The following is a 26,309-nucleotide window of genomic DNA, read 5'->3' as shown; positions in this document are numbered from 1 at the left end:
GGAGTCCGATCGGGGGGCGAGTATCGATTTCAATCATTTCTGAAACAAAGTGGAAGTTGCGTGCCCCGGGGCGGTACCCTTCGGTATGGCACGCGACACGACCGGTGAGGCGAATGGAGCGGGGGGCGCGGATGGCGGCGGGGCGGACGCGAGGGCGACGCTGCGCGGGGCGCAGGACCAGTTCATCGCGTGCTGGGGGAAGATGGGCTCGGCCTGGGGGATCTCGCGGACGATGGCGGAGGTGCACGCGCTGCTCTTCATCACGGGCGAGCCGATGTGCACGGACGACATCATGGAGCGGCTGCAGATCTCGCGCGGGAACGCGTCGATGTCGATCCGCGCGCTCCTGGACTGGGGCGTTGTGGCGCGGGCGCACAGGCGCGGGGATCGCAAGGAGTATTTCAAGGCCGAGCAGGATGTGTGGGCGATGTTCCGCGCCATCGTGCGCGAGCGGATGAAGCGCGAGGCGGATCCCGCCTTGGTCTCGCTGCACGAGATCAGGGATCTGACATCAGGCGTGGATGAGTCGAAACGCAGGGGGCGGCGGCGGAGCGGTCGTGAAAGCGTGCGAGAGGGCGGGGGCGCGGATGACACGGCGGTGCAGATCCTGGCGCACAACCAGCGGCTGGATGAGATGCTCAAGTTCTTCGAAACGGTGCAGACGCTGACGGATCGGTTCGTGAGCCCGAGCGGGCGCGGATTGCAGATCGCGGCGAGCATCCTCGGCAAGGCGGCATCGTGACCCATGGCATCGATCCCCCACCATCCTTCGGCGCGTGCGTGCCCCGCTGAGGCGGGGCTTTCGGCCCGTGTGCGCGTGGCGTGGACGATCGCGCCCGAGGCGATGCGTGCAGCGAGGCCCGACCTTGCGGCGATCGCCGACGCGCGGTCGGTGATGCTGGTGTGGTCGATCTCGGGCGTTGGCGAGCAGACGGGCGAAGCGACGGTGATGCTGGAGGCGGATGGACGCGACATCGGCTTTGCGCTCGCGCCGGCGGGGTTGGTTGCGGACGTGAGGCGTGATGAGGCGTCGGGGACGATCGGCGTGCGCATCGCGGGGCTGCTCGATCTCGTGCTGGATGCGTCGAGTCTGGAGCCGCTGTATGCGCGGACATCGCTGCTCGGCGTGCTCGGTCTGCGGGGCGGGTCGTATCGCGTGGCGCGTGCGTCGCGCGAGTGAGCGGGCGGGTGGCTTGCGGGTGGGCTGATCAGGGGAGCAGGTCGGCGATGCCCGCGATGCCGAGCAGGCATGAGACGATGCCGTTAAGCGTGAAGAAGGCCATGTCGAGCCCGGCCTTGCCCCTTTTGGCGAGGATGGCGTGCTCGGCGATCAGGAGCGCGGCGACGAGGGCGACGGCGATGCCGAAGATCGTGCCGAGGCGCGGATCGGCCCGCCAGGCGTAGACGAGTGCGGCGAGCGCGGCGGCGTGCAGGGCGCGGCTGCTCCATGCGGCCCAGCGCCAACCGACGGCGGCGGGGACGGAGTGCAGCCCGGCCTGGCGGTCGAAGTCGAGGTCTTGCAGCGCGTAGATGATGTCGAAGCCCGCCACCCAGCAGAGGACCATCGCGCTCAGGAACCAGACGGCGGGGGTTTCGGGGAGGAGTCCGGGTCCGACGGCGAGCGCGGCGGCGAGCGGTGAAGCGGCCAGCGCGCCGCCGAGGAAGATGTGGCAGAGCGCGGTGAAGCGTTTGGTGAGCGAGTAGAAGGCGATCCAGAGCAGGACGGGGACTGAGAGGATCGCGGGCCACCAGTTGGAGAAGAGCGGGCCGAAGAGAGCCGCGGAGCCGATGAACGCGGCGCAGCAGGCGAGGGCGAGTGTCCATGCGGCGCGGGGTGTGAGGCGTCCGGCGGGGATGGCGCGTCCGGCGGTGCGGGGGTTGCGTGCGTCGATGCGGGCGTCGGCGATGCGGTTGAAGAGCATGGCCCACGTGCGCGCGAAGAACATGCACGCGACGACGATGGGGAGCATGAGGGCGAAGTCGCGCCAGGCGATCACGCCGTTGCCTGCGCGCGGCGCGACGAGGAACGCGCCGAGGATGGCGAAGGGGAGCGCGAAGACGGAGTGGGCGAGCTTGACGTCCGCCGCGGCGGCGCGCAGGGCGTGGATGAGGGACCGAGGGTGCGCGCTGTCTCGCGTGTCGGCGACGGTCATTGTGTGAGAGGGTAGTGCGGGGGCGCGGGAGGATCAGCACCCGGTGGAGAAGTCCTCGATCATGTCGAGGAGATCGAGGATGTCGATGACTTCGTCGCGGTTGTAGTCGGCAGGGCCCGGACCGACCCCGGCGCACGGGGCGCGGGTACCGACGCACGGTCCGAAGCTGTCGATGAAGTCGAGGAGGTCGAGGATGTCGGTGACGCCGTCGGCGTTCACGTCGGAGGGGCAGTGCCCGTAGGCGGTGAGTCTGGCGTCGATCCAGAACGCGGGGTCTCCGGCGACGGGATCGGAGATGGTGACGACCCAATCGCCCTCGGCGCGTTCGCCGTTGTGGCGTCTGGATGTGAAGACTCTGGAGAGAAGGTGGTCTGTGGGGTCGTTGCGAGTGAGGGCGAGGATGGACTCGGTGCCCGCGGGGGAGCGGAGTCTGATGGTGAGGTCGCCGACGTACAACGTTGTGACGTTGAGCGTGAGTTCGACGGTCTCGATCACCGCGCTGCCGGAGACGCGGAGCGTGCGCGAGATGCCCGTGGCGTTTCCATCGGGGATCGGCGCGTTGACGGTGACGTGCGGGGATGAGGCGATGCGCTCGGGGGGGAGCGGGTGCCATCCTGTGGCGACGGCGACGGCGTCCATCGCGCGGACCGCGCCGAAGCCGTAGGCGTATGAGATGCGCCGGCCGACGCCGTTGGTCGTCCAGGTCGTTGAGGAGGGGTCGCAGATTCGGGCGGCGTTGATGAGCGCCTGCTGGACGTCGCGCCAGGTCATGTTCGGGTTTGCCTGGAGCATCATGCCGACGATGCCGGAGATGATGGGAGCGGCCGCGGATGTGCCGCCGAAGGTGATGGTGTATCCGCTGCCCGCCTTCGTTGTGTAGATCTGCCTGTCTCCGGGTCCGGGTCCGCCGGAGGAGTGGGCGACGACGAGGAGTGATGCGCCGGGCTCTGAGTAGTAGGCCTTGTCGTCGTCGTCATCGATGGCACCGACGGCGATGGCGTAGCGGGAGGATGCGTAGGGGTCGTACTCGACGCGATCGGATGCGGCGGCTCCGTTTCCGGCGGCCCATACGAGGATGGTCCCGAGGCCGTTTCTTCCGGCGGTGGACGCGACGAGGGCGTCGCGCTCGATATCGGTGATCTGTCCGAGTGTTCCGTTGTCGATCGGGCCCCACGAGTTGTTCTTGATGTGGTGGATGTCGTTGCGCCAGGCGAAGGCCTCGGCGTTCTGGAGCGCGGTGCCGTGGACGAGGGCGGAGATACGCGCGTCGGGGAGGATGCCGACGCCGCCGAGCCCGTTGTCGCGAGATGCGGCGATGATCCCGGCGACGGAGGTGGCATGGTTCGTGGGAGTGCCGGCGAGCTTGGATGCGCCGGCGTTGTGGTTCTGGACGAGGTCGGGGTGGTCGGTCTGCCACTGCCCCTCGATAACGCCGATGAGGATGCCGCTGCCGGTGTATCCGGCGTTCCATGCGTGTGTCGCGCCGGAGTCGATGCCGGGTGCTTCGGCGTTGAGCAGGTGCCATTGCTGGGAGAAGCCGGGGTCGTTGGGAGCGCGGAGCGCGATGGGCCGCGCCACGTTGACGAAGGCGTGTGCGAACTCGGGGGAGCCATCGAGGGTGTCGGCGGTGGCGATCGCCTCGGCGATGGAGGGGAGTTCGATCTTCCACCAGCCGGGGAGTCCGTCGATGGGTTCGCCGGTGAGTGCGGGGTAGTTGGCAGCGAGGGGGGCGGGCCAATCTCCTGGGGCGGCGATCTTGGCAAGGACGGTGCTGGTGACGGTGTAGCCGGGTGTCGGAGGGGGGGTGAGGCCGTCTTTGGATGCGAGGTCGTGGTTGAGGCGCGCTGCATCGCTGGTGCGGGCATTGGGATCGGCGATGAGCATGCGGTCGAAGCGCGGGCCGGCACGGAGGGTGTGGACGGGGGCATCGGGCGATGCGGACTGGGCTTGGGCTTGGGCTGTACCGGCCGCGACGAGCGCGCAGAGTGCCCACGCGCTGTGGCGGCCCACGGTCTGATCAGGCATTGTGTCCCGCTCCTCTATCTTCCAACTGCCGAGCAGCACGACGCGTAACAACCCGATTCCTCGTGTGACGGCCGCCATGCCCAGCCGAGGAAGATATGCAACGGCAAAGAGCGTACCACTTCAAACTAGAGAATGGCACCCCATAAAGCGGTGTTGACGAGAGGTTGTCTTATCGGGCCTATGGTCGGCGATCGGCTCTGGCGATCGTTCACGACGCTGAGCAGTTCGCGTCGTGCATTGAAGAGTGCGCAGCGGAAGCCAGAGATTGGTGGGATATGGCCAATGTGGGCCGCCCTGAGCGGTGGTCGGCGATGGCTGCGCCAGTGTGGGGAGGGGAATCGGGCGCGGCCCGGGTCAACGGGCGCGCCCGGAGCGAGCCGGAGATCGGAGGCCATCTGGAGGGTGATGGGCCGAGCCGGGGCGAGTGAGGGCCGCCCTTCCCCGGGAACGCACGGGGATGCCGCGGAGGGGTATACGGAGATGGGCTGTGGTTTCAGCGCGGGTGGCGGGGCACTTGGTACGCTGGGTGTGGAGATCGCATGGACGACGTGACACGGCTGGTGAACTTGTTGAAGTCCGGGCACCGATGCGTGCGGATCGTGACGCACGAGGAGTCGGAGGCGCTGGACGTTGTGGTGGAGGCGTCAAACACGCTGGGGCGGCCGCTGAAGGTGTGGAGCGCGGTGCAGGGCCTGCGCGACTGGTCGGGGGTTGAGGCGGACAATGTCCATGACGGTGCGCGTGCGGTGCTGAAGCGGTTCGCGGGTGAGGCGAGGCGGGGCGACCTGGACCGGACGATCTACGCCATGCTCGATCTGGCGGATCATCTGAACGAGCCGGAGACTCTGCGGGCTCTGCGCGAGGCGTTGCTCTCCGGGCCTGCGATCGGCGGGTCGGGGGCGGGGACGGGCGGGCAACTGGTGCTGATCGATCACTCGGATCGGATTCCGGCGACGGTGGAGCATCACGCGGTGCGGCTGGACCTGTCGCTGCCCGATGAGGAGGAGCTGGAGGCGTTGCTGCGCAAGACCGTGCAGCAGGAGCATCGGTACGAGCCGATCGAGGTGAATGTGAGCAAGCGTGAGGTGGCGCGGATCGTCGCGAACCTGCGCGGGCTGACACGGAGGCAGGCACGCCAGATCGTGCGCGAGGCGATCACGGATGATCGGAAGCTGGACGCCTCGGACATTCCGCGGATGATCGCGTCGAAGCGGCTGTTGCTGGGATCGGGCGAGTTGCTCGAGTTTGTCGAGGCCCCGACGAGCATGGACGAGATCGGCGGGATGGGGCGTCTGAAGAAGTGGCTGGCGGATCGTGCGGCGTCTTTCAGCAAAGAGGCGTCGCAGTTTGGTTTGACGCCGCCCAGGGGCGTGCTCTTGCTCGGCGTGCAGGGAGCGGGGAAGAGTCTGTGCGCGAAGGCGGTGGCGACGGCGTGGACGCGTCCGTTGCTGCGTCTTGATCCGGGCGTGCTCTATGACCGGTACGTCGGTGAGAGCGAGCGGCGGCTGCGCGAGGCGCTGCGCCAGGTGGAGGCGATGGCGCCCGCGGTGCTCTGGGTGGATGAGATCGAGAAGGCGCTGGGCTCGGCATCCGGCTCCGCGGCGAGCGATGGGGGCTTGTCGCGCCGGATGTTCGGGACGATGCTGACGTGGATGCAGGAGCATCGCGAGCCGGTGTTTCTTGTGGCAACGGCGAACGCGATCGACGAATTGCCCCCCGAGTTGATGCGCAAGGGGCGGTTCGACGAGATCTTCTTCGTGGATCTTCCGGGCGAAGAGGCGCGGCGCGCGATCGTCGAGCTGCACCTTCGCAAGCGCGGGCGCGATCCTGCGAGGTTCGATATCCCGCGCCTGGTCGCGGCGAGCGCGGGGTTCAGCGGGGCGGAGATCGAGCAGGCGATCGTGGCGACGATGCACGAGCGTTTCGCGGCACGCAAGGAGCCGACGACGGAATCGATCGAGGACGTGATGCGCCAGAGCCCGCCCCTGTCGGTGACGATGCGCGAGCGGATCGAGAAGTTGCGTGCGTGGGCGAGCGGACGTTGCGTGCCGGCGGAGTGAGCGGGAGTTGCTTGTGTTGGATCGGAGCGCGGGCGCGTGCCGGATCGGCGGCGCGGCCTGCGTCAGAGCGATGAGGAGCATGGTGATGCGGGATCGGGTGAGCGCAGCGTCGAGAGCGATCGTTCGGGCGGCACTGGCTTCGGCGCTGTGCGGATGCTTCGGCGCGGGAGGATCGATCGCGATGGGCGACGAGGGATGGAAGCCGGTCGCGGGGAAGTTGATGACCGAATGGGGCGAGCGGGTGACGCCGGAGAACGTGTGGCCTGAGTATCCGCGCCCGTCGCTGGAGCGTGAGGAGTGGATGAACCTCAACGGGCTCTGGGACTATGCGATCCTGGGGATGGACCCGGCGAGCACGGACCGCGTGCAGGGGAAGATCCTGGTGCCGTTCCCGCCGGAGTCGGCGCTCTCGGGCGTCGGGAAGATCCTTCGGCCAGATCAGACGATTCATTACATGCGCACGTTCGAGATCCCCGCGACATGGATTGGGCGGCGGGTGGTATTGAACTTCGGCGCGGTGGATTGGCGCTGCAAGGTGCGCGTCAACGGGAAGGAAGTCGGCGAGCATGTCGGCGGGTACACACCCTTCTCGTTCGACATCACCGACGCGCTCAGGGACGGCACGAATGAGATCGTCGTCGTGGCGCACGATCCAACCGACACGGGCGGCCAGGGGCGCGGGAAGCAGTGGCTCAGCCCGCACGGCATCTGGTACACGCCGACGAGCGGCATCTGGCAGACCGTGTGGCTCGAGCCGGTGAACGAGGTGCATATCACGCGCGTTCGGTTTGATGCCGACCCCGCGACCGGCGCGATCGATATCTTCCCCGAGCATGCGGGCGAGTTTGCGCCGGACATGGTTGCACAGATTTTCATCGAGAAGGGTGGAGAGCCGCTGGCGGTGCTCGAGTGTCAGGGAGGGGTCGGGCGTTCGAGGATCGTTCTCGGAGATCCGCGCCCGTGGACGCCCGATGATCCATTCCTCTACGACGTCAGCATCAGGATCACGCAGGGGGATCGGGTCATCGACGAGGTGAGGTCGTATCTGGCGTATCGGTCGGTGTCGCTCGGGAAGGATGAGGATGGTGTGCCGCGCCTGTTGCTGAACGGGAAGCCGATCTTCCACTATGGTCCGCTGGACCAGGGCTTCTGGCCGGACGGGCTGTACACGCCGCCGAGCGACGAGGCGATGCGGTTCGATATCGAGGCGGCGAAGCGGATGGGGAGCAACATGCTTCGGAAGCATGTGAAGGTGGAGTCGGACAGGTATTACTGGTGGTGCGATCGGATCGGGATCATGGTCTGGCAGGACATGCCGAGCCCGTTCTTCAGCGATGAGCCGGCGGGATCGGAGAAGAACAAGTTCGGCAACCCCGCGCTGACGCAGGAGTGGAAGGACGCGTTTGTCGCCGAGTGGATGGAGATCATCGAGGACTTCAGGCACCATCCGAGCATCGTGATGTGGGTGCCGTGGAACGAGGGGTGGGGCCAGAACGATCTGGAATGGTCCAGGCAGATCGTTGAACGCACGAAGGCCTTTGACCCGACGCGGCTTGTGAACAACGCCAGCGGGTGGACGGACATGGGCGTCGGCGACACGATCGATTATCACTTGTATCCCGGGCCGGGCATGCCACCGGTCGAGCCGGTGCGGGCGTCGGTGCTGGGCGAGTTCGGCGGGCTCGGGCTGCCTGTTGATGGGCACACGTGGGTGGACAGGGACAACTGGGGATATGTCAGTTACAAGACGAAGGAGGAGCTGTCGGACGCTTATATGGCGATGCTGGAGCAGTTCCCGATGCTGATCGGGCAGGGGCTGTGTGCCGCGGTCTACACGCAGACGACGGACGTGGAGATCGAGGTGAACGGGTGGCTGACCTATGACCGCAAGGTGTGGAAGATCGATCCGGAGCGTGTGCGCTCAGCGACGCTGAAGTTGTACGACACACCGCTGCGGGTTCGGACGGTGCTGCCTCACGCGGCGAGCGCGGTCCGCGACATCGGCGGGCTCTCCGGCGGGTGGCGTCACACGATCAACGCGCCGGGACCAGACGCGAACGGGCGCGTGTGGTCGGACGTGTCGTTCGATGACTCGGCGTGGGAACGCGGGAGCGCGGGATTCGGCACGAAGGGGACGCCGGGCGCACGGATCGGCACGGAGTGGTCGAGCGGCGAGATCTGGATCCGCCGGACGTTCACGATGGAGACGGTGCCGCGGGGCAAGGTCGCGCTCTCTATCCATCATGATGAGGATGCGGAGGTGTACCTGAACGGCGTGAGGGTCGCGACGTTGCCGGGGTACACGACGGACTATCGCGTGGTGACGCTCGACGAAGCGGGCGCGAGGGCGATGCGGGCGGGCGAGAACACGATCGCGATTCACTGCCGCCAGACACGGGGCGGGCAGTACATCGATTGCGGGATCGTGGTGGTGGAGGGTGGGCGGTAGTGAGCGGACACTCGGGACACGGAGAGCGTGCGGAGGCATAGCCATGTTGAGCGTGAAGATCGGTGGCGCGTGGCTTCTCGCTGCTGCGTGTGCGATGGGCGGCACCACGGACGCGTCGGCGCAGACGGATGCACGGATCGTGCCCGTGGCGCATGAGTCGGTCTCTGCGGGCGGGGCGTTCTGGCGGTCGAGAATGAACGCGGTGCGCGAGGGGACGCTGGGCGCGAATCGCCATCAGTGTGATGTCACGGGACGTATCGCCAACTTCGAGCGTGCGGCGGCGAAGATCGCGGGCGATCCGAACCCGGGCGCGTATCAGGGGCTGCTCTTCAACGATTCGGATGTCTACAAGATGATGGAGGGATGGGCGTACCTGATCGCGGCGGAAGAGGATGCGGGGCGACGTGCCGCCCTGGACGCGGATCTGGATGCGCTGATCGAGAAGGTCGCGCGAGCGCAGCACGCGGACGGGTATATCAACACCTATTACACGCTGAAGGCGGGGGTGGAGAACCGCTTCACGCGCGAAGAGTGGGACCACGAGACCTATTGCATGGGTCACCTCATTGAGGCGGGCGTGGCGCACTACCAGGCGACGAAGAAGCGGACGCTGCTCGACGTGGCGATCCGCGCGGCGGACTTTCTCGATGATCTCTACGGGCCGGAGACCTTCACCGCGCCGCCGGGGCATCAGGAGTTGGAGCTCGCGCTTGTTCGACTCTTCGATGTCACGGGCCAGACGCGCTACCTCGATCTGGCGGAGTTTCTGCTGGAGCAGCGCGGGCGGCCCCATCGCAAGCTGGACGGCACGATGTACGGCCCGTGGGGGGATTATGCGCAGGACCACAAGCCGGTGGCGGAGCAGATGGAAGCCGCGGGGCATGCGGTGCGGGCGGGGTATATGTACATGGCGATGGCGGACCTTGCGCTGCGCGGGCGGGGGAACTACCGGGGCGCTCTGGACGCATTGTGGGAGGATGTGACGGAGCGTCGGATGTTCATCACGGGCGGGATCGGCCCGTCGGCGCACAACGAGGGGTTCACGGATCCTTACGACATCCCGACGCACTCGGCGTACCAGGAGACGTGCGCATCGATCGCGCTGTGCATGTGGGCGCACCGGATGTTCCTGCTCACGGGCGAGGCGCGGTACATGGATCAGTTCGAGCGGACGCTGTACAACGCGGTGCTCGCGGGGCTTTCGGGGGATGGGGCGCGGTTCTTCTATGTGAATCCGATGGCGAGCCGGGGGAGTGCGGCGCGTCGCGACTGGTTCGAGTGTGCGTGCTGCCCGCCGAACGTGCTGCGGTTTCTCGCTTCGCTGGGGCGATACACGTACGCGGTGAGGGGCGACACGATCTACGTGAACCAGTACATGCCGGGCGTCGCGACGGTTGAGATCGGCGGCGAGCGGGTGACGATCGAGCAGGAGACCGGCTACCCCTTCGACGGCGCGGTGCGGATCAGGATCAACAACACGACGTCGCGGGAGTTGATCGTGGCGGCCCGCTGGCCGTCGTGGGCCCCGCGGGGCGGCGACGGCCCGAAGATAGACGCGGACGGCTATCTGCGCACGGCATCGGACCCCGGCGTGGTCCACACGGTCGGGATCCGGATTCCGATGGAGGCGCGCCGTGTGTACGCGGACCCGCGCGTGAAGGAGAGTGTGGGTCGGGTGGCGATCATGCGGGGCCCGATCGTGTATGCCGCGGAATCGCCGGATCACGCCCGATCGGTGCACACGCTGGTGCTGCCGCCCGGCGCGGCGTTGGGGCTCGGCGAGCGGGGCGTGTTGGGCGCGCCGTCGATCGTTGCCTCGGCGTTGTCGGCTTCTTCGCGCGGGGGCGATGGCTCGCTCTATCGGGACGGGCCGGTTCTGGAGGAGGCGTCGCTCTCGATGATCCCGTACTTCGCGTGGGCCAACCGGGGGAAGAGCGAGATGGTGGTGTGGTTGCCGGAGTCCGTGCAGTTCATGGATCCGCTGCCCCCGAGCGGCGTGCGGGCCAGCGCGAGTTTCGTCGGGCACGGCGAGGGCCCGGGCGCGATCATCGACGGGCTGGAGCCGTCGAGCAGCATCGATCATTCGATCCCGCGGCTGACCTTCTGGCCACGCAAGGGCGTTGCCGGGCAGGGGGGTGCGGGGGGGTCCGGGCCGGTTGCGGGCGATGACGCGGAGCCGGCGGGGCGCGAGTGGGTGGCGGTGGAGTTTGACGAGCCCCGGCGTGTGGGCGAGGTCTCGGTGTACTGGTTTGATGACACGGGGCGGGGCCAGTGCCGCGTGCCTCGGGGGTGGAGCGTGGAGGCGCTGGTGGGTGGGACGTGGAGGCGTGTGGCGTCGGTGGAGGAATCGGGGGTGGTGAAGGACGCCTTCAACACGGCGCGGTTTGAGCCGGTGAGCGCGAAGGGCGTGCGCGTGAAGATCGACATGCGCGAGGGTTTCAGCGCGGGCGTGCTGGAGATGAGGGTGAGGTGAGTGGGCGAGGGGTTTCCGGCAGATACGCGGGCGTGCCCACTGTGGAGATCGTCAGTCGGCTGCGGGGACGGTGTAGGTGATCCGGACCAGACGGACCCATGAGCTTGTCGTCCAGTCGTTGCAGATGGCATAGAGACGGTAGACGTATGTCGTGTGATCGATGGGCGTGTTGGCTCCGAAGAGCGTGAGGTTGGCGTACTCGCCCGACATGTTGTCGCTCGAGCCGGAGGCCATGATCGACTCATTGTTGTTGGAGATCGTTCGTCTGCGGAGTTCGATCGTAATCGGGCCGCCCGCGCCTCCCTGCATGCTGCACAGCAAGCTCGTGATCTGGGCACCCTGAGGGAGCGGCAGCGCGGCGTGCATCACGCCGTACGCGACACTCGCGTCGAGTTGGGCGAGGAACAACGGGCCGCCGCCGAAGTTGCCGGGTGTGCTGGTGCTGAACGCTCGAAAGTCCTCTGCCTGGATGTTGAGTGTGCGGACCTGCGGGGTGGCATAGGCGAAGCCGACCGCTGAAGTGATCGATCCCGCGAAACTCGCGTTTCCGCTCCCGTCGTCGATGGTGTTGCGCCACGACGGCGACCCGCTCGTGTTCGTCAGCGTGCCGACGCGTCCGGTGTTCTGCACGCCCAGCATCGCGCGTGTGCCGCCCGCGGGAACGACGCCCCACGCACCTGCTGTCGGGTTGTACAGGCCGAGCTGGAGCGTGCTGAAGGTGTTCTGCACAAAGCCGCCACCGACATCGTTCGTGTTGCGGATGCGCATGGCGGCGTCTGCGGCAGAGACTTCGAGCCGTGCGCCGGGGCTCGTGGTGCCGATGCCGACATCTCCGGTTGTGCGGCTGATCGCCAGCCGATCCGCGCCGTTGTGCACACGCCACTGGCCGCCCGGCTCGACGTATGTCCACGCGGTCTGCGAGTTGACGCTGTAGCCGTAGAACGGGCGCCCGCCAGCAGCATCGGTGCTGCTGATGTACATGCCTGCGTAGCCGGTGGCTCCGCTGGCGTTCTGGAGGCCGAAGACCTCGTTGCTCGTGAGGGGCGAGGATCGGTTCACGCCGGCGAACGCGTTGAAGATATTCGCCGCGGTGTAGGTGTTGAGAGTTCCGAGGCGTGGGATCGACGTCGGGATCCGCGCATCGGCCAGGGTGCCGCTGACGATGGCGCCGGCGTCGTGGGCGTGCGATGCTGCGGCGAACGCGCCGCTGTCCAGCCCGTCCAGCAGGTCGGCGTTCAGGTTCGTGACCTTGGTGCTGCTGGTCACGCTGAAGGGCGAGCCCGCCGCCGTGAAGGATGGAGAGGTGGAGAACGACTTCGCGCCGCTGAAGGTCTGCGTGCCGCTGAGCGTCGTCACGTTGGAGCTCAGCCGCGCATCGGGGAGCGTCCCCGCCGTGAGGTTGGTGGCGTTGGTGTAGAAGCTGGCGGGCTGGCCGTTCAGATTGGTGGAGTTGCCCGCGCTCAGCGCCGTCGTCGCGCTCGCGGCGCTCGTGGCGGTGGTCGCGTTCGCGGCGGTCAGCGCGTACGCGGCATAGGGTGTCGTCGCGATCCGCTGGCGTGGGGCGAGGGTGACGAACCCCGTGCCGCTGGCGCACCCCAGGCCGGTGTCCTCTCGGACATCGATCTCGAGGTATCGGGTGGAGCCGGCGAAGACGGAGCCGAAGTCGAGCTCGACGGTGAAGGTGCCATCGGCGATGGGGACGTTGTCGACGCAGAGCGAGGGTCCGACCTGGGCGCCGCTGGCGAGCGCGTCGTAGAGGCGGAAGCGAAGGTCGTAGGTGCCGTTGGCGACGATGCCGGCGTTGCGGAGCTCGCCCTGGTAGGTGAAGCCGTTGCCGACCGGCTGTGCCGCGGCGTTGGAGATGATGAGCGCGGATGCCAGCGAGAACAGGCAGAGTGAACGGAATCGACGAAGCATGGATGTCTCCCGCAGATGGTGGGCCTGGCCAGCACGCACTGTAATGGATGATGGGCTCCCGTCAAAGCGAAATTGGGGGTGTCTGCGGAGCGGGTCGCTTCAACGCAGGAGCCAGATCGCGGGGTTATCGGTTCATTCCCGCCCGGTGAGGGCGGCGTCGAGGGCGCGCTGGTCGCGCGGCTGTCGGAGGAGGGGGTGGATGGTGTGTGCGAAGGCCTCGGTGCGCCTTGGGGGTAAGGGTGGGATGAGTGGGCGAGGGGTTATCGAGAGATGCGGGAGATGCGAGGGGAGAGCATGGGGATTCGCCCGACGGGGATGCGTCCCGTCGCGTAGTCCCACGCGGCACCGACCTTCGAGTAGTTGCCGTTCCACGCAACAGGAAGGATCGCGTACCGCTTGTAGACTTCTGTCTCGCCGTCATCGTCGAGATCGGCTTCGACGATGTGCTCGCCGAAGCGGATGAAGCGATAGATATCGCCTATGCGGAGGTTCTGCGAGTTACCGCTCAGATCGTCCGGGCGCTCTCCGTCTTTGTCCGCAGTCAGGTCCAGTTCGCTGTTCGGACCGATTCCGATATAGAACTGCATGGTGGTCGGATCAAAGTTGGGCTGCTTGGCCCAACAGGGGTTGTAACGCCGCCCGATCGCCGGGCGGCCGGTTGCGGGGTTTATTCTCCACCATGGAGCGCTCGGCAGATTGGCGATGCAAAACGAGGGCGTTGCCTTTCGTGTCGCGTAGTTGCGAGTATCGACCTCGGGCTCATCGCACGGCCCCTTGGTCGGTTCGTCCCTCGGGATGTACACGCCCGTGAATGCGGTCCCGATCGGCTCACCCACGAGCGTGAACTCGCCCGCGATGTCCGCCGCGGAATCGTGCAGGATCTCGGCAAACTTCGGGTAACAGTGCGGTTGGTTCATCGAGTCGAGGATGAGACAGCGGAAGCGATCATCCCAGCCCGCCACCTCATCCACCCACTTGTCGAGCACGGCCTCGCGATAGAGGGCGGCGTTCGCGGGGGGAATGATGCGAAGCGACATGCGGGCGTTGTCGAGGACTTCGCCCGCCTCGTTGAGGCACAAGCCGCCCCCGGTGTAGAACCACCCGCGCCTCGCGAAATCGTCGGAGTAGAAGGATGCGCCCTCGCGCTCGTTGTGGTCGCTCAGCCCCAGGTCGTCCCACACGGCTTTGAGCGCGGCCATCTGCGTGTCGGTGATGATCTTGTCCGAGAGGTCGGAGGTCGCGCCGTTCAGCGAGAACGTGTTGACGTTGCCGTGGATGCCGCTGGCGATGATGTCGTCGGGGTACTGGCCCGCGGGGCGGTTGAAGAGGATGTCGTAGTCGTCGCAGCCGCCGAGGGCAAGAGCGATCGAGTCCCACAGGAACTCTTCGATCACATCCTGATCCGTGCTCCGCCATTCCTCGCGCTGGCCGAGGAGATTGGGGGGCGCGGAACTCGGGGGCGGCGGCACATACGTCGGGTCTTCCAGGTCACGATCGACGGGAATGTACAGTTGGATCGAGGCAAGGGGCTTGCAGTCGATCCATCGCTTGCGATCGAGCGTGGGCGATGGGGTGTAGGGCTGCGTCTGCTCCTCGACGGGGATGTCGCCGCCGATGGGGATGCCGGCCCTGCCGCAGGATTCGTAGAGGACGGCGGAGAGCGCAGAGTCTGAGATTCCCTCGTCGTAGATGAAGAGTTGTTCCAACTGGCCCCGGTAGGGCTCGATCCAGCCGGGGGAGACGGGAGATGCTCGCGCGCCGATCGAGACAACCCCCGTCGCGTTCGGATTGCCGCTGTTGACGTGCGCGGTCGCGACCATGCGCCGACCATCGACCCAGAACTCCGCGCCCGTGGGGCCGGGGCGGCCGCGATAGATCACGCAATGACGGACGCCGGCCTTGCCCGTCACCACCTTCACGGCGGGGATGGTTGTGCCGTTGGAGAACTGCATCCAGACCTCGGAGTCCTTCCAGTCGTTCGCCGAGGTGCCGATGCGGTTCCACATCAGGCGCCACTCTGCTTGGGAGTGATCGGGCAGCGGGTCGTCGGGTGTGCTGTAGAGGCGTCCTGCGAGCGTCTGAACAGCGGTCGCCGCGCTGCCCGACTCGGGGGTGAAGACCGCGCCGACGGTCGCGGCACTCGGAAAGAGCCGGAACGCCGGATCGGCGATCGTGTACACATCCGTGCCGGTGCCGTCGAGCGTGAAGCGGAGGTAGGGGTAGCCCCGCGTCGGATCAGTAGAACCGGCCACTGGCCCGAGGAGCATCTGGGCCTCGCGCCCGCCGACCGCCTCGGCGGACGTGCAGACGAGCCGGTTGTCGTGCATGGTCGGGATCGTCGGGGGTGGGAAGACCTGCGTCGAACTCACGCGGCTGCGCTCGGCCTGTGCATCCCAGTGGTATTGGAGCCGGGGCTGACGCTGGCCCCGGAGCGTGCAACTGCGGTCGAAGCCGGGGAAGACGCCGACGCGGGTTGCGCCGTCGGTGAAGATCATGCCGCGCTTGCTGGGGTCCTCGGCGGAGGTGAGGATGAGTTCGGGCGAGGCGATCACCGCCGGTTCACCCGCGTTCGCGTTTCGGAGGGTGAGGAAGCCGGGGCCGAAGCGTTCTATGTACAGCGGCGCGCGTTCGTCTGAGAGTTTCGTCCGAAGTCCCGCTCCCATGGCGACGCGGGCGGCGCCGCTCAGTTCAAGGAGTACGCGAACGGCGTAATCGCCCGCGGTCGACAATGGTTGAATGAAGACGATTCGCCCTCGAATGATAGATGATCGAGTCTCAGTCAAAGGCGGCCGCAACTGCCACTGCGACCTTGCAATCTCATCAAACCTCCACCCTCTGAGACGACCCCAGTTCGCAAACGCTGGTGTGCCAACTGCGGACACAATCTCTGAACCGTTCGCGACTTCCGGCGATCTGGGAACAAAGTCCGCTGGCAGTCCCAAGACTGTGAACAGCACATAAAGTCCATTGCCATCGGGCGTCACGGACGATTCAACCGGACTCACGATCCATATCGCCATTGGTACGGCCCTTCCGTTGCCGAACGACTTGATATTTTCACCTGTCAAGCCGTTGACGTCTAGAAAGAAGTGCCGAGCCAGCACCGAGGAGCAGGGCAGAAGGGGGAACGGGGATGTACGTCGTCAGGTCTTCGACGAGCACTGGCTCTCCGACTTCGCCGTAGGCATGGCCGATAAGAGTCCACTGGGTGAGAGACTGGCGCTGGATCTGCACATAGCCAAAGCGTCTGCGGTCGGCGTCTGCATAGCCGATGTACGCCATATCGCCGTCATTGAAGTTCTGAATCTGAAAGTTGCCGAACTCGTTGACTTGCTGCAGCATCGCTGGCGTCACGTCATCGTAAACTGAATCATAGCTTGGCGAGAACCAAGTCCCGCTCGAATCAAGTTCCATCCCCAAGAGCTCCAGCCCACCATCAGCGAACAGAGAAGGGCTTTGCAGTGGGAAAGCGGGGAACGGTAGATGGTTCCCGACGATTCCACCCGAGGTCACGCCCGCCTCAAAGTAGAACCCGATCCGCATGGAGTTCTCGATCACTTCGACACCCACGGGCGGGTAGTCCTGTAGCACGAGCGTCGGTCTGAATAGCCCGATGGACACATCCCCATTCGTCACGATCGGCCGCTCTGCGGGATTGTCGATGATCACGCGTGTCACGTCGGCCATGGCGGTTGCTCCTGTCAGCGTGGCGAGAGCGGCAAGCGAGAGAGCGAGCATAACGCCCTTCCGCAGCGGGCTTCCTGAAGATCCTGGATTCATCACCGGACTCCTTCTTCTGATTGAACACGGCGGCAGACCTCGAACGCTCATGGAGAGTGTGCGGGGCCGGACGCCGTGCACGTCACACAATGGCACGCTCACGCCGACGAGTGCCCGAGAGCAGAGCACCCGCGCCGATGATGAGCGAACATGACGGCACTGGGATGTACGTTGTCAGATCCTCAACAAGAACTGGCTCTCCGACGTCGCCATATGCATGGCCGATGAGCGTCCACTGGGTCAAAGATTGGCGCTGGATCTGCACGTAGCCAAAGCGTCTGCGGTCGGCGTCTGCGTAGCCGATGTACGCCATATCGCCGTCATTGAAGTTCTGAATCTGGAAGTAGCCAAACTCATTGACTTGTTGCAAGCGCGCGGGATCCACAGAGTCCGAATCAGAGTCGTATCGAGGTGAGAACCATGTGCCGCTCGCATCAAGTTCCATCCCCAGCAATTCCAACCCGCCGTCTGCAAAGAGAGATGGGCTTTGCAGGGGGAAGGCCGGGAATCCGAGATCGTTTCCGCGAATGAGGCCCCTGATCACTCCAGCCTCATTGGAGAATGCCATCCAGACAGAGTTGTCGATAGGGTTCCCGGTTGGTTCAGGGAACTCCTGCAGTGTGAGGACCGGCCGGAAGATGCCAATCGACAAGTTGCGGTTCGTCACGATCGGCCGCTCTGCGGGATTGTCGATGATCACGCGTGTCACGTCGGCCATGGCGGTTGCTCCTGTCATGGTGGCGAGAACAGCTATTGCTGCGACTCTCCAGCCCGTCAAGTTCAGTCCAAGACTCAGTTTCATGTTCCACTCCTTTGTTGTCTGTGCGGCGGCATCGGTCAGCCAGTTCGCCACCAGACGCTGAGATTCACGATGTTGCTCTCGCCTGAGGTGTTCGCGTCGATTCTCAACTGCGCGACGATGTGGGTGAAGCCCAGCGAGTCGACGACGACGTGTGCCGCGCCCTGGCTGGCGTTCTGACCCATCACGCGGATGCCGGGGGGTGTGAGGGAGATGTCGGGCGGGACGACGCGTACATCGCAGACGAACCGGTTGTTCAGTGGAATGTCGGTGCCGCTCTTGCCACCCGTGTTCCCCAGTTTCAGTTTGAGGTCGCCGAGGGGCGTTCCGGCGTAGTCATCCGAGCCGTTGAGGGGTTGCATGCCCCACAGCCGGACCGTCGCTGTTCGTGGCAGGGTTGAGAGGAAGCCGCCGGAGCGCAACTGGCCGTGGAACATCATCACGAAGATGTTCCCGAAGGGAAGCGGGCCGGATGAGCCGGTCATGATGGAGACGCTGTCGCTCCGCCCGTCCGACGGATCGGGCTCAGGGGGATAGGTCGGAGCGCCTGCCGTCACTGCGTACACGCCGTTGTTGAGCAGGACGCCCTTGTAGGACGTGTTTGGCGCGCTCGACTTGAACAGCCCGCGTGTGAATGCTCTTTGCAAGGTTCCGAGTGCGATATCCGTCGGCATCGATTGCTCCCTTTCTCAGCAATGGCGTTACAGCACGCGCCAGTAGAAGAACATCGTGGCGAGCTTCTCGGCATCGTCCGTCATGATCTGGATGATGACCGCGCGGCACCCCACGGTGTCGAAGAAAATGTCCACCTTGCCATGCTCCGCGCCCCGCCCGATGACGCGGATTCCCGGCGGCGTCAGCGCGGTGTCCGGCTGGATGACTTCGGCATCGCAGAAGAACTTCGCCGCGGCGGGGATCGGGGTGGATGCCAGCCCCGGAGACTGTCCCAGCGTGAGTTTCACATCGCCAAGGCAGAAGCCGTAGACGGGCTCATTCGTGCCGACCGCCGGTGCGTCGCTGACGGCCCAGATGCGGAGCGTGGCGGTTGTGTTGTCACCAGGAGATGCCCCGGCACCGCCGAAGAAGAAGAGACTTAGCCCATTGCCGAAGGGGAGCCCCCGATTCAATAACACTGACACCCTCAGTGTCGTCGCTCGCCGGCATATTCTCGACGATCGTGTAGTGATCACGTGGATGGAGCGGGCCTTCAAAGAGTGTGAAGGGGACGAGGCCGAAGCTGCCCGCATTCCAGCCGCCTTGCGTGGTTCCGATGTTCGCTTCGGTTGGCATGTGGTAGGTCCTCCGCTGGGGGCAGTGTCATCCGAAGGGCCGGATGTGTCCTGCCAGCATCCCATACGTCCAATATGACCCGGTTTCGCAGGGATGCAAGACGAATTCGCGGTTCTTCTGCTCTATGTGGGTGATTCGTCGTGTGCGGGGCTATTCCCGCCCGGAGAGGTCCCGCCCGGTGAGGGCGGCGTCGAGGGCGCGCTGGTCGCGCGGCTGTCGGAGGAGGGGGCGGATGGTGTGTGCGAAGGCCTCGGCCTCGGCGCGGGTGGCGTATCGCCTGAGCCAATGCGTGAGTTCGATGCCGTCGGCTCCGGGTTGGTCGGCGCGGACGGCGGTGCGGAGCGCGTCGAGCACGCGCCTGCGGGATGGGTCGTCCATCGAATGGATGCGCGATCGCGCGAGGTTCCAGAGCGGGTCGAGGATGCGCGGGCGAGCGGCATCGGCCTGTGACATCCCGTCGCGAAGACGCAGCAGCAGGTCGAGATCGGAGAGATGGAACGCGGAGGGTGCGGCGAGCGCGGCGATTGCGGGCGTCAGCGTTTCGGGGGCGTCGGCGAGCAGGGCGCGGACCAGACGTGCGATGTCTTCGTGGCGGCCGAGGAGCGCCATGCTTCGGATCGCCGGTTCCATCTCTCGGTTTCGGAGCGCGTCTTTGATGGCCGATTCCAGATCGGCAGCGCCTTCGAGGGGGAGGGGCGCGTCGGATCGTTCGGGCGGGCGCGCGGGGCCGGTTGTGATGAGAGGGTCGCCGAGGGAGGCGATGCGCCAGACGGGCGCGGCCTCGACGCGGATCGCCGCTCCCCAGGGGATGCCGGAGGCGAGGCGGCGCGCAACGTCGGGCGTGGGAACGAACGCCGCGAGGAAGGGCTCTTGCACGGAACCGGCGTAGGCGTAGACGCCACGATCGAGCCAGCGTGCGCCGACGGTGTGGGTCGCGGCGGGTGAGGTGAGCGACCAGGAGTGGACGAAGTGGAGCATCGCGGGCCTGCGGAGTGTGGGGAGATCGCCGGGGGCGCAGCGGTCCTGGCGACCGAGTTCGAAGAAGTTGGCGTTGCCCATCGTGGTGATGAGGACGAGGCCGGGATCGATGGGGCGCGAGGCGATGGTGCGCCAGTGGATGCTCGTGGCGTTCGGCGCGTCGTCGAGGCGGACGGTCCAGCCGGCGCGTTCGAGCTCGCGGGCGGCGGCGGCTCCGTCGTGCTCCTGCCAGACGCCGGGCTCGGTGTAGCTATCGAAGATCCACGCGGAGTCGGGGCGGAGGAAGAGTGCGGCCATGGCGCGGTACGCCGCGTGGTGGGCATCGCCCATGATCTGCCCGGCCCATGCCCATCGCCCTTCGGCGGCTCGCCCGGGGAGGTGCCTGCCGATGAAGTCGGTAAGGGCGAGCATCTGGCGCTCGGGCGGGGCCTTGGGATCGGTGTTCGGCGCGGGTCCGCGCGCGGGGGCCTCGGCGAAGATGAGTTTGATCGGCGCGTTGGCGCAGAGCGTGACCGCGTCGATGGTGTCGCCGAGACGCGCCCAGCGGAGCCCGTTTGCCGTGCAGAAGGCCTCGATACGTGAGGCGAGTTCCTTGGCTTCGTCGAGCGTGAGCGAGGCGTTGGGGTTGCGACCGAGTTCGGTCCACATGATCGGCTGGCCCCGCGCGGCGGCGATGGCGAGCGCGCCGGTCCATGCCGCGTCCGCAGGATTGGCGACGATCACGCCGGTCGGCTCGTGGGCACGCTCGGTCCACATGCTGAGCAGGGGTCCGACGCCGACGGGCGCATCGTCGGGGGATGCGCCCCAGGCGAGGGCGACGGCGCGATCGACGCGGGCGGAGGTGAGCGATGGGCCGCGGGCGGGCTCGATGTCGGACGCCCAGCGGAGGACCGTTGTCGGCGCGAAGGCGGCGACGAAGCGGGCGATGTTGTCGGCGGCGTCGGGGGTTCCGTCGTCGATCAGCACGGGGTAGCGGAGGGTCGGCGTCCAGCGCGCGACGGCCTCGATGTACGACCAGACATCGGGCACGATGACGATGGTGGGGTGAATGTGCGCGGCGTTGAGCGTTGCTTCAGCGCGCTGGCCGAGCGCGTGAGCCGCGGCGAGTTCCGGGCTTGGAGCGCGGGGAGGATCGGCGGGGTTGCCCGCCTGCGCGAATGGCGCAGCGATGAGGGCGGCAAGAAGCGCGAGCCAGATCGAGCCGGCCCGAGGTGGAGTTGAGGATGGGGGTGGGAACGAGGATGACGCGGGGCGTGGCCTGGTCATGGGTGATCGTACCTGTGCGCGGGGGCGGCAGGGCCGGGGCGTTGCGTACACTGGGCCTCGATGCCGAACCTGAGCGCGGGCGAGTTTGCGGGTGTTGTTCGTGAGGCGCGGGCGTCGCGGGCTCCGGGCGTGACGCTGGCCGTCCCGTTGACGGAGGCGTTGCTTGCGGACCAGTTGACGCCGGTGCTGGCGTATCGCCGGCTTGTCGCGCCGGACCAGCGGACCGCGCCATCGTTCCTCTTGGAGTCGGTGGAGGGAGGCGAGCGCCAGGGTCGGTACTCGATCCTCGGGGCGCAGCCGATCCATGACGTGGTGGCGTTTGCCGATCGGGTGACGGTTCGTGATCTCTCGACGGGGCGCACGCGTGTGACGACGCACGCGGGGGCGGACCCGCTGGATGCGATGCGCCGCATGAGCGGGATGGTGTCGCTGGTGATGCCCGCGGCGTCGGGGCATCGGCACGGGCTGCCGGCGTGTTTCCTCGGCGGGTGGGCGGGGTTCGCGGGGTACGACACCGTGCGCTACGCCGAGCCGGAGAAGCTCGGATGGCACAGCGCGCCGCGCGACGATCGCAACCTGCCGGACCTGCACTTTGCGTTCTATGACGGCGTGGTGGTGTTCGATCACGTGGACAAGCTGGTTCACGTCGTGCAGATGGCGATGGTCGCGCCGGATGATGATGTCGGCGAGGCGTACACACGCGCGATCGCGAAACTCGAGCGCAGGATCGACGAGATTCAGCGGCACACCAAGCCCCTGCCGGCGGGGCGGGTCTCGCGCGAGACACCGGTGACGCCGCTGCCTTCGAACATGACGCGTGACGAGCACGCCAGGATGCTGTCGCGCGCGATGGAGTACATCAGGGCGGGGGACATCTTCCAGGTGGTGCTGGGGCAGCGATTCGAGCGGGTGAGCGAGGTCGATCCGTTCGACGTGTATCGCTCGCTGCGGGCGGTGAACCCGAGCCCGTACATGGTGTATCTGCAGGCGGAGGGGTGCATCCTGGTGGCGTCGAGCCCGGAGATTCTGTGCCGCGTGAGGGTGCGGGACGGATCGGCGACGGTGACGAACCGTCCGCTGGCAGGGACGCGGAAGCGTGGGGCGACGCCGGAAGAGGATCTCGCACTCGAGCGCGAGTTGCTGGCGGATGAGAAGGAACGGGCCGAGCACATCATGCTGGTGGATCTGGGGCGGAACGACGTCGGGCGCGTCGCGGTCCCCGGCTCGATCGAGCTGCAAGCGGTGATGGAGATCGAACGTTACAGCCACGTCATGCACATCTCATCGACGGTGACGGGGACGCTGCGCGAGGGGCTGGACTGCTGGGACGCGCTGCGTGCGGCGTTGCCGGTGGGGACGATCTCGGGCGCGCCGAAGATCCGCGCCATGCAGATCATCGACGAGCTGGAGCCGCTCCGACGCGGGCCGTACGGCGGGGGCATGGGGTATGTCGGGCTGGATGGGAACATGGACATCGCGCTGACGCTGCGCACGATGGTGGTGCCGACGGCGATGCGCGGGCCCGACGGGCGATGGGTTTATCACTTGCAGGCCTCGGGCGGGATCGTCGCGGACTCGAAGCCGGAGCCGGAGTTCATGGAGACCGTGAACAAAGCGGCGGCACTGGCCCGCGCGATCGACATGGCGGAGCGCGCGTTCGGAGCGTGTTAGATCTGTGTGTATACTCGTTGAGTTACCCTTGACGCACATCCTCATATCGGGTAGTCTAAACGCTGCGAAGGAGGTGTCACAATGTGCCGTACTTATGCTGTGGGGTCATTGTGTGTTTTTGTCATCAGTTGCGGTCTTTATCAAGTGAGTTCGGCCCAGCCCGGATCTCCGGCACCCATTAAACCTCCGACTCTGGAAGGTTGCATCGCCGCAGGACCTGGCGTGCCCGACCCTGCGCCAGGTAGTGGATGTCTCTGGCAGTATGACGGCCATGATCCTTGGGTGGGAGCGCCCGTCGTCGTCAGACGTGTTGAAGAAGTGGAGTCATTCGGGCCAGAGACAATAGCTTATCGTTACGAGGGTTCGGTTCCGCTTCCTTGTGACTTCACCCCGCTTGTGCTGGATCTCTCGTTTCAACAAACAGTCACTCGTACACATCGTGTCCGCGTTCACGGCTCCATCGGTGTCTCTTTGAGCATCAGTGCCGAGGCGCAGGCCTCGTATCTCGGGATCTTGGCCGCTCGCGTGAAGTCCGAGTCGAAAGCGAACGTCGAACTCGGGGCGGGCTGGGAGGGTGAGTGGACCGAGGAGATTCTCAGAAGAGAGGACGCGAAGGTGCCGATATGCCACGAGCACGAACGTACGGCCAGCGTGCGCAAGATTTCTGTGACAATGGTCACTCCGTGGGAACATCGTTTGAACTGGACGGCCACATGCGGGACAACGCCGTTCAATACAACGAGCGTGTGTGAGAGCGGCAGTCTCGTTGGAAACGGCATCGGGTACTCAGACAAACACGTCCTGCATGTCGTTCGTCGGCTGCGCGATTGTCCGCTTGAATGCCCTCGATAACTCGTCCTACTGAAGCATGGGAGAACGACCATGGTGCCGTATCGCACTCTCGCGTTCGGTGGAATCGTTCTTGTGGTAGCGGCGTGCGCGGCCTCGCTCACGTGGCGCCAGAAATCGATGTTTCGAGAATCATCCCCAGTCGCGACTGCCTCCACCGAAGGAACCATCGAAGTGGGCGGCGGCTGGAGCATGCCCTCCGCCGAGGTGCTTGGCGGCCAACGCAAAGAGGTGTCAGCGTATCTGAGATCGCTTTCTCCCGCGGCAAGAAGAGCCGGTCTCGCGATGCTTGCCGACGCTCTCCGTGGCCTTGATGCGCGCCGGATTGTACCCGCTCATCATGGACTCGCTCACGATCTCGCGACACTGGCGTATGAACTCGATGATCTTGAACTCATGGCCCTGTTCTATGAGTTTGCCTCACAACCGGCTTTCCCAGACGCCCTGCGGTTCCGTAGTCTGTCACAACTCGGCTGGGTCTATCTCTATTCGGCCGGGGATGAAGCGACCAATCACGCCGCCTCTCGTTCGGCCCTTGAAGAAGCTCTCTCGATTGCCGACACACCACCGGCGGGACTGCTCGTTCGTCCAGAAGAACACCTCGATATTCTGCGTAAACTCGCGTTTCTTGATTCTGAGGCCGGCGATGCAGCCGGCGCATTCTCGCACTACTCACTCGCGATTGAGCGAATCGGCGATCAACTGACCCTACGCGATCTCGTACAGCTGATGAAGGACACTTCGCGCCAAGCAGCGAAGGCCGGCGATACTGAGGCCGCAGCGTCGCTCGCGTCGGCGACACTGGACTTGATCCGATCCGGCGGCGAAGACCAAGGCGAGTACGCGCATTGGGCGGCCGAGATGGTGACGGTCATGGATCTGCAACCACCGGATCCGCGCTATTCAGATGTGCTGGAGCGGGTCGTGCTTGACCCGCAGGCAAACAGCTCGCCGTCAACTATCATCACCCGAGTGATGCTCGCACGTTCATACGAGGCGCAGGGACTGGGTGGTGAGTCGCTCATCCTGCTAGGGGAGACATACCAGAGATTCGGCGCGGTTCGGGACGTTTCGGACGACCTTGTCTGGCCTTACGACACCTTTGCGGATGCGATGGCGACAGTGGGCCTAGAGCTGTCGCGTTCGCTGCGAAAGAGCGGGGCGACCGAGGAAGCCGGATCAATAGAGGCGGAGGTACTTGCGCGATATCCCCACACCGCCGCCGCGTCAGCCATACGAGCCCGCGCTTCCGATTGATATCGTTCTCCTCGACTTCTGTCAGATAGAGCCCTCGCATCTGTAGAACGAACCTTTCCGAGCGTCGGCCTCGCAAGCGAGAACGCGCGGTCGGCACGAGCGCGCAACCCGCCGGTCGGTCTCGGATCGGCGGACGCGGCACCGTGATCGGGCAAAGCCCTGGGTACACTTCGCGACTCGACCCTTCCTCAACCTCCCCCTACCAGCACTCCCACCCACCACCACTCCTACCCATCACCACTCCTATACCCCCATCAGGGCCAGCGCGATATGGACGACACGCCGGGACAAGGTGCCGCAGAGAGAGAGCCGGAGCGTGGTGCCGGTCCCACTTCGCCCCAGCCCCCCCACTCACCCCCCCACTCAGCCGGTCACTCGGCGGGCCCCCTCGTTCAGCGTTCGGCGTTTCGGAACTACCTGAAGCTTGCGCGTCTGCACCAGTGGGGCAAGGGGGTGTTTGTGCTGGTCGGGCCGGTGTACGGCGCGGTGGACGGGAGCGCGATCAACTGGGGCGCGGTCGGGCTGGCGTTTCTCGGGTTCGGGCTGGGTTCGAGCGCCTGTTATGTGGTGAACGACATCCGCGACCGCGAGGCGGACAAGAACCACCCGAGAAAGTGCCGCAGGCCGGTCGCTTCGGGCGCGATCTCCGTCGGGGCGGCGTGGGTGTTTGCGGCGGTGCTGCTGCTGGGTACGGCGGGCGCGGTCGGGGGGCTGCTCGCGGTCGCGCCGGGGGCGGCGGCGATGTGGACCGGGCTTGCGATCCTCGCGTACATCGCGAACGTGACGGCGTATACCTATCTCTTTAAGCACCACATCATTGCCGACGTTGTGAGTCTGGCGATCGGGTTCGTGCTTCGGGTGCTGGGCGGGTGTGCCGCGGCGGGGATCGAGCCCTCGACGTGGCTCCTGAACTGCACGCTGTTCGTGAGCATGTTCCTGGCGTTCGCAAAGCGGCTGGGTGAGCGACGGACGCGCGAGGGCGGGGATGTGTCGCGGTCTCGGGCCGTGCAATCGGTCTATACGGATGACCTGCTGCGGATGTCGGTGGTGGTGACGGGTGTGGCGGCTCTGGTGACGTATGCGGGGTATGTGCAGGCCCGGAGCGGGCTTTACACGGTCGGCTTCAACCTCTTGTGGCTGACGATGTTGCCCGCAACTTACGGGCTGCTGCGGTGTATCGTGCTGGTCGAGCGGGGCGACTACGACGACCCCACGGAACTGGCCATAGGTGACAGGGCCTTCCAGGTCGCGGGCGTCGCGTTTGTCGCCGTGACCATCGCCATTGCCTTCATCGCGGATCGCCCGCTGTGAGGTGTCCGGGTTTCTGCCTCTTCACGGGTCC

At 66.0% G+C, this 26,309-nt stretch carries 17 protein-coding genes; 8 read left to right on the top strand and 9 right to left on the bottom strand.

The window, feature by feature from the left end:
• Window positions 1–85 precede the first annotated feature (85 nt).
• Both KF838_13505 and KF838_13500 read left to right on the top strand, forming a co-directional pair.
• Entirely contained in the window at window positions 86–742 is a 657-nt protein-coding gene (locus KF838_13505; GenBank protein QYK47793.1) for an ArsR family transcriptional regulator, read from the top strand.
• Between the two features lie 3 nt (window positions 743–745).
• Window positions 746–1,180 (top strand): hypothetical protein, encoded by a 435-nt coding sequence (locus KF838_13500; protein ID QYK47792.1) that lies wholly within the window; start codon window positions 746–748, stop codon window positions 1,178–1,180.
• 28 nt (window positions 1,181–1,208) lie between these two features.
• Here KF838_13500 and ubiA read toward each other — a convergent pair whose 3' ends face one another.
• Window positions 1,209–2,153: a putative 4-hydroxybenzoate polyprenyltransferase gene (gene ubiA, locus KF838_13495; GenBank protein QYK47791.1), complete on the bottom strand. Its 945-nt coding sequence runs from the start codon at window positions 2,151–2,153 to the stop codon at window positions 1,209–1,211.
• Between the two features lie 33 nt (window positions 2,154–2,186).
• A complete protein-coding gene (locus tag KF838_13490) occupies window positions 2,187–4,178 on the bottom strand; it encodes a S8 family serine peptidase (GenBank protein ID QYK47790.1) in 1,992 nt (663 codons plus the stop codon).
• A 539-nt stretch (window positions 4,179–4,717) separates the two neighbouring features.
• Here KF838_13490 and KF838_13485 point away from each other — a divergent pair.
• The 3 genes from KF838_13485 to KF838_13475 all read left to right on the top strand — a co-directional run bounded on the left by KF838_13485 (window position 4,718) and on the right by KF838_13475 (window position 11,160).
• Window positions 4,718–6,238: an AAA family ATPase gene (locus KF838_13485; protein QYK47789.1), complete on the top strand. Its 1,521-nt coding sequence runs from the start codon at window positions 4,718–4,720 to the stop codon at window positions 6,236–6,238.
• A gap of 85 nt (window positions 6,239–6,323) precedes the next feature.
• Window positions 6,324–8,687 (top strand): hypothetical protein, encoded by a 2,364-nt coding sequence (locus KF838_13480; GenBank protein QYK47788.1) that lies wholly within the window; start codon window positions 6,324–6,326, stop codon window positions 8,685–8,687.
• Window positions 8,688–8,730: 43 nt separating this feature from the next.
• Window positions 8,731–11,160, top strand: coding sequence for a glycoside hydrolase family 127 protein (locus KF838_13475; GenBank protein ID QYK47787.1), 2,430 nt, complete (start codon window positions 8,731–8,733; stop codon window positions 11,158–11,160).
• Between the two features lie 51 nt (window positions 11,161–11,211).
• On the opposite strand, the gene KF838_13470 is transcribed toward KF838_13475, so the two are convergent.
• The 7 genes from KF838_13470 to KF838_13440 form a co-directional block, all read right to left on the bottom strand.
• Window positions 11,212–13,077: a hypothetical protein gene (locus tag KF838_13470; protein QYK47786.1), complete on the bottom strand. Its 1,866-nt coding sequence runs from the start codon at window positions 13,075–13,077 to the stop codon at window positions 11,212–11,214.
• A gap of 260 nt (window positions 13,078–13,337) precedes the next feature.
• Entirely contained in the window at window positions 13,338–15,806 is a 2,469-nt protein-coding gene (locus KF838_13465; protein ID QYK47785.1) for a hypothetical protein, read from the bottom strand.
• Window positions 15,807–16,134: 328 nt separating this feature from the next.
• Complete coding sequence (locus tag KF838_13460; protein ID QYK47784.1) at window positions 16,135–16,857, bottom strand: hypothetical protein; 723 nt, start codon at window positions 16,855–16,857, stop codon at window positions 16,135–16,137.
• 82 nt (window positions 16,858–16,939) lie between these two features.
• Window positions 16,940–17,659, bottom strand: coding sequence for a hypothetical protein (locus KF838_13455; GenBank protein QYK47783.1), 720 nt, complete (start codon window positions 17,657–17,659; stop codon window positions 16,940–16,942).
• Between the two features lie 35 nt (window positions 17,660–17,694).
• Entirely contained in the window at window positions 17,695–18,330 is a 636-nt protein-coding gene (locus KF838_13450; GenBank protein ID QYK47782.1) for a hypothetical protein, read from the bottom strand.
• Window positions 18,331–18,357: 27 nt separating this feature from the next.
• On the bottom strand, window positions 18,358–18,789 hold the full coding sequence (locus KF838_13445) for a hypothetical protein (GenBank protein QYK47781.1): 432 nt from the start codon (window positions 18,787–18,789) through the stop codon (window positions 18,358–18,360).
• Window positions 18,790–19,096: 307 nt separating this feature from the next.
• Complete coding sequence (locus KF838_13440) at window positions 19,097–21,190, bottom strand: hypothetical protein (GenBank protein QYK47780.1); 2,094 nt, start codon at window positions 21,188–21,190, stop codon at window positions 19,097–19,099.
• A 60-nt stretch (window positions 21,191–21,250) separates the two neighbouring features.
• On the opposite strand from KF838_13440, the gene trpE reads away from it, so the two are divergent.
• From trpE to KF838_13425, 3 genes are all read left to right on the top strand, one after another.
• Window positions 21,251–22,861 carry an anthranilate synthase component I gene (gene trpE, locus KF838_13435; protein ID QYK47779.1) on the top strand — a complete coding sequence of 537 codons (1,611 nt, stop codon included), beginning with the start codon at window positions 21,251–21,253 and terminating at the stop codon, window positions 22,859–22,861.
• Window positions 22,862–23,743: 882 nt separating this feature from the next.
• Window positions 23,744–24,967: a hypothetical protein gene (locus KF838_13430; protein ID QYK47778.1), complete on the top strand. Its 1,224-nt coding sequence runs from the start codon at window positions 23,744–23,746 to the stop codon at window positions 24,965–24,967.
• Window positions 24,968–25,237: 270 nt separating this feature from the next.
• Window positions 25,238–26,278, top strand: coding sequence for a UbiA prenyltransferase family protein (locus KF838_13425; GenBank protein QYK47777.1), 1,041 nt, complete (start codon window positions 25,238–25,240; stop codon window positions 26,276–26,278).
• The last annotated feature ends 31 nt before the right edge of the window (window positions 26,279–26,309 follow it).

The sequence above is a fragment of the Phycisphaeraceae bacterium genome, from assembly GCA_019454185.1.
In the GTDB taxonomy this organism is placed as follows: domain Bacteria; phylum Planctomycetota; class Phycisphaerae; order Phycisphaerales; family UBA1924; genus JAHBWV01.
The sequence above is the reverse complement of the archived record's forward strand: the minus strand, read 5'-3'. Positions and strand labels throughout refer to the sequence as shown.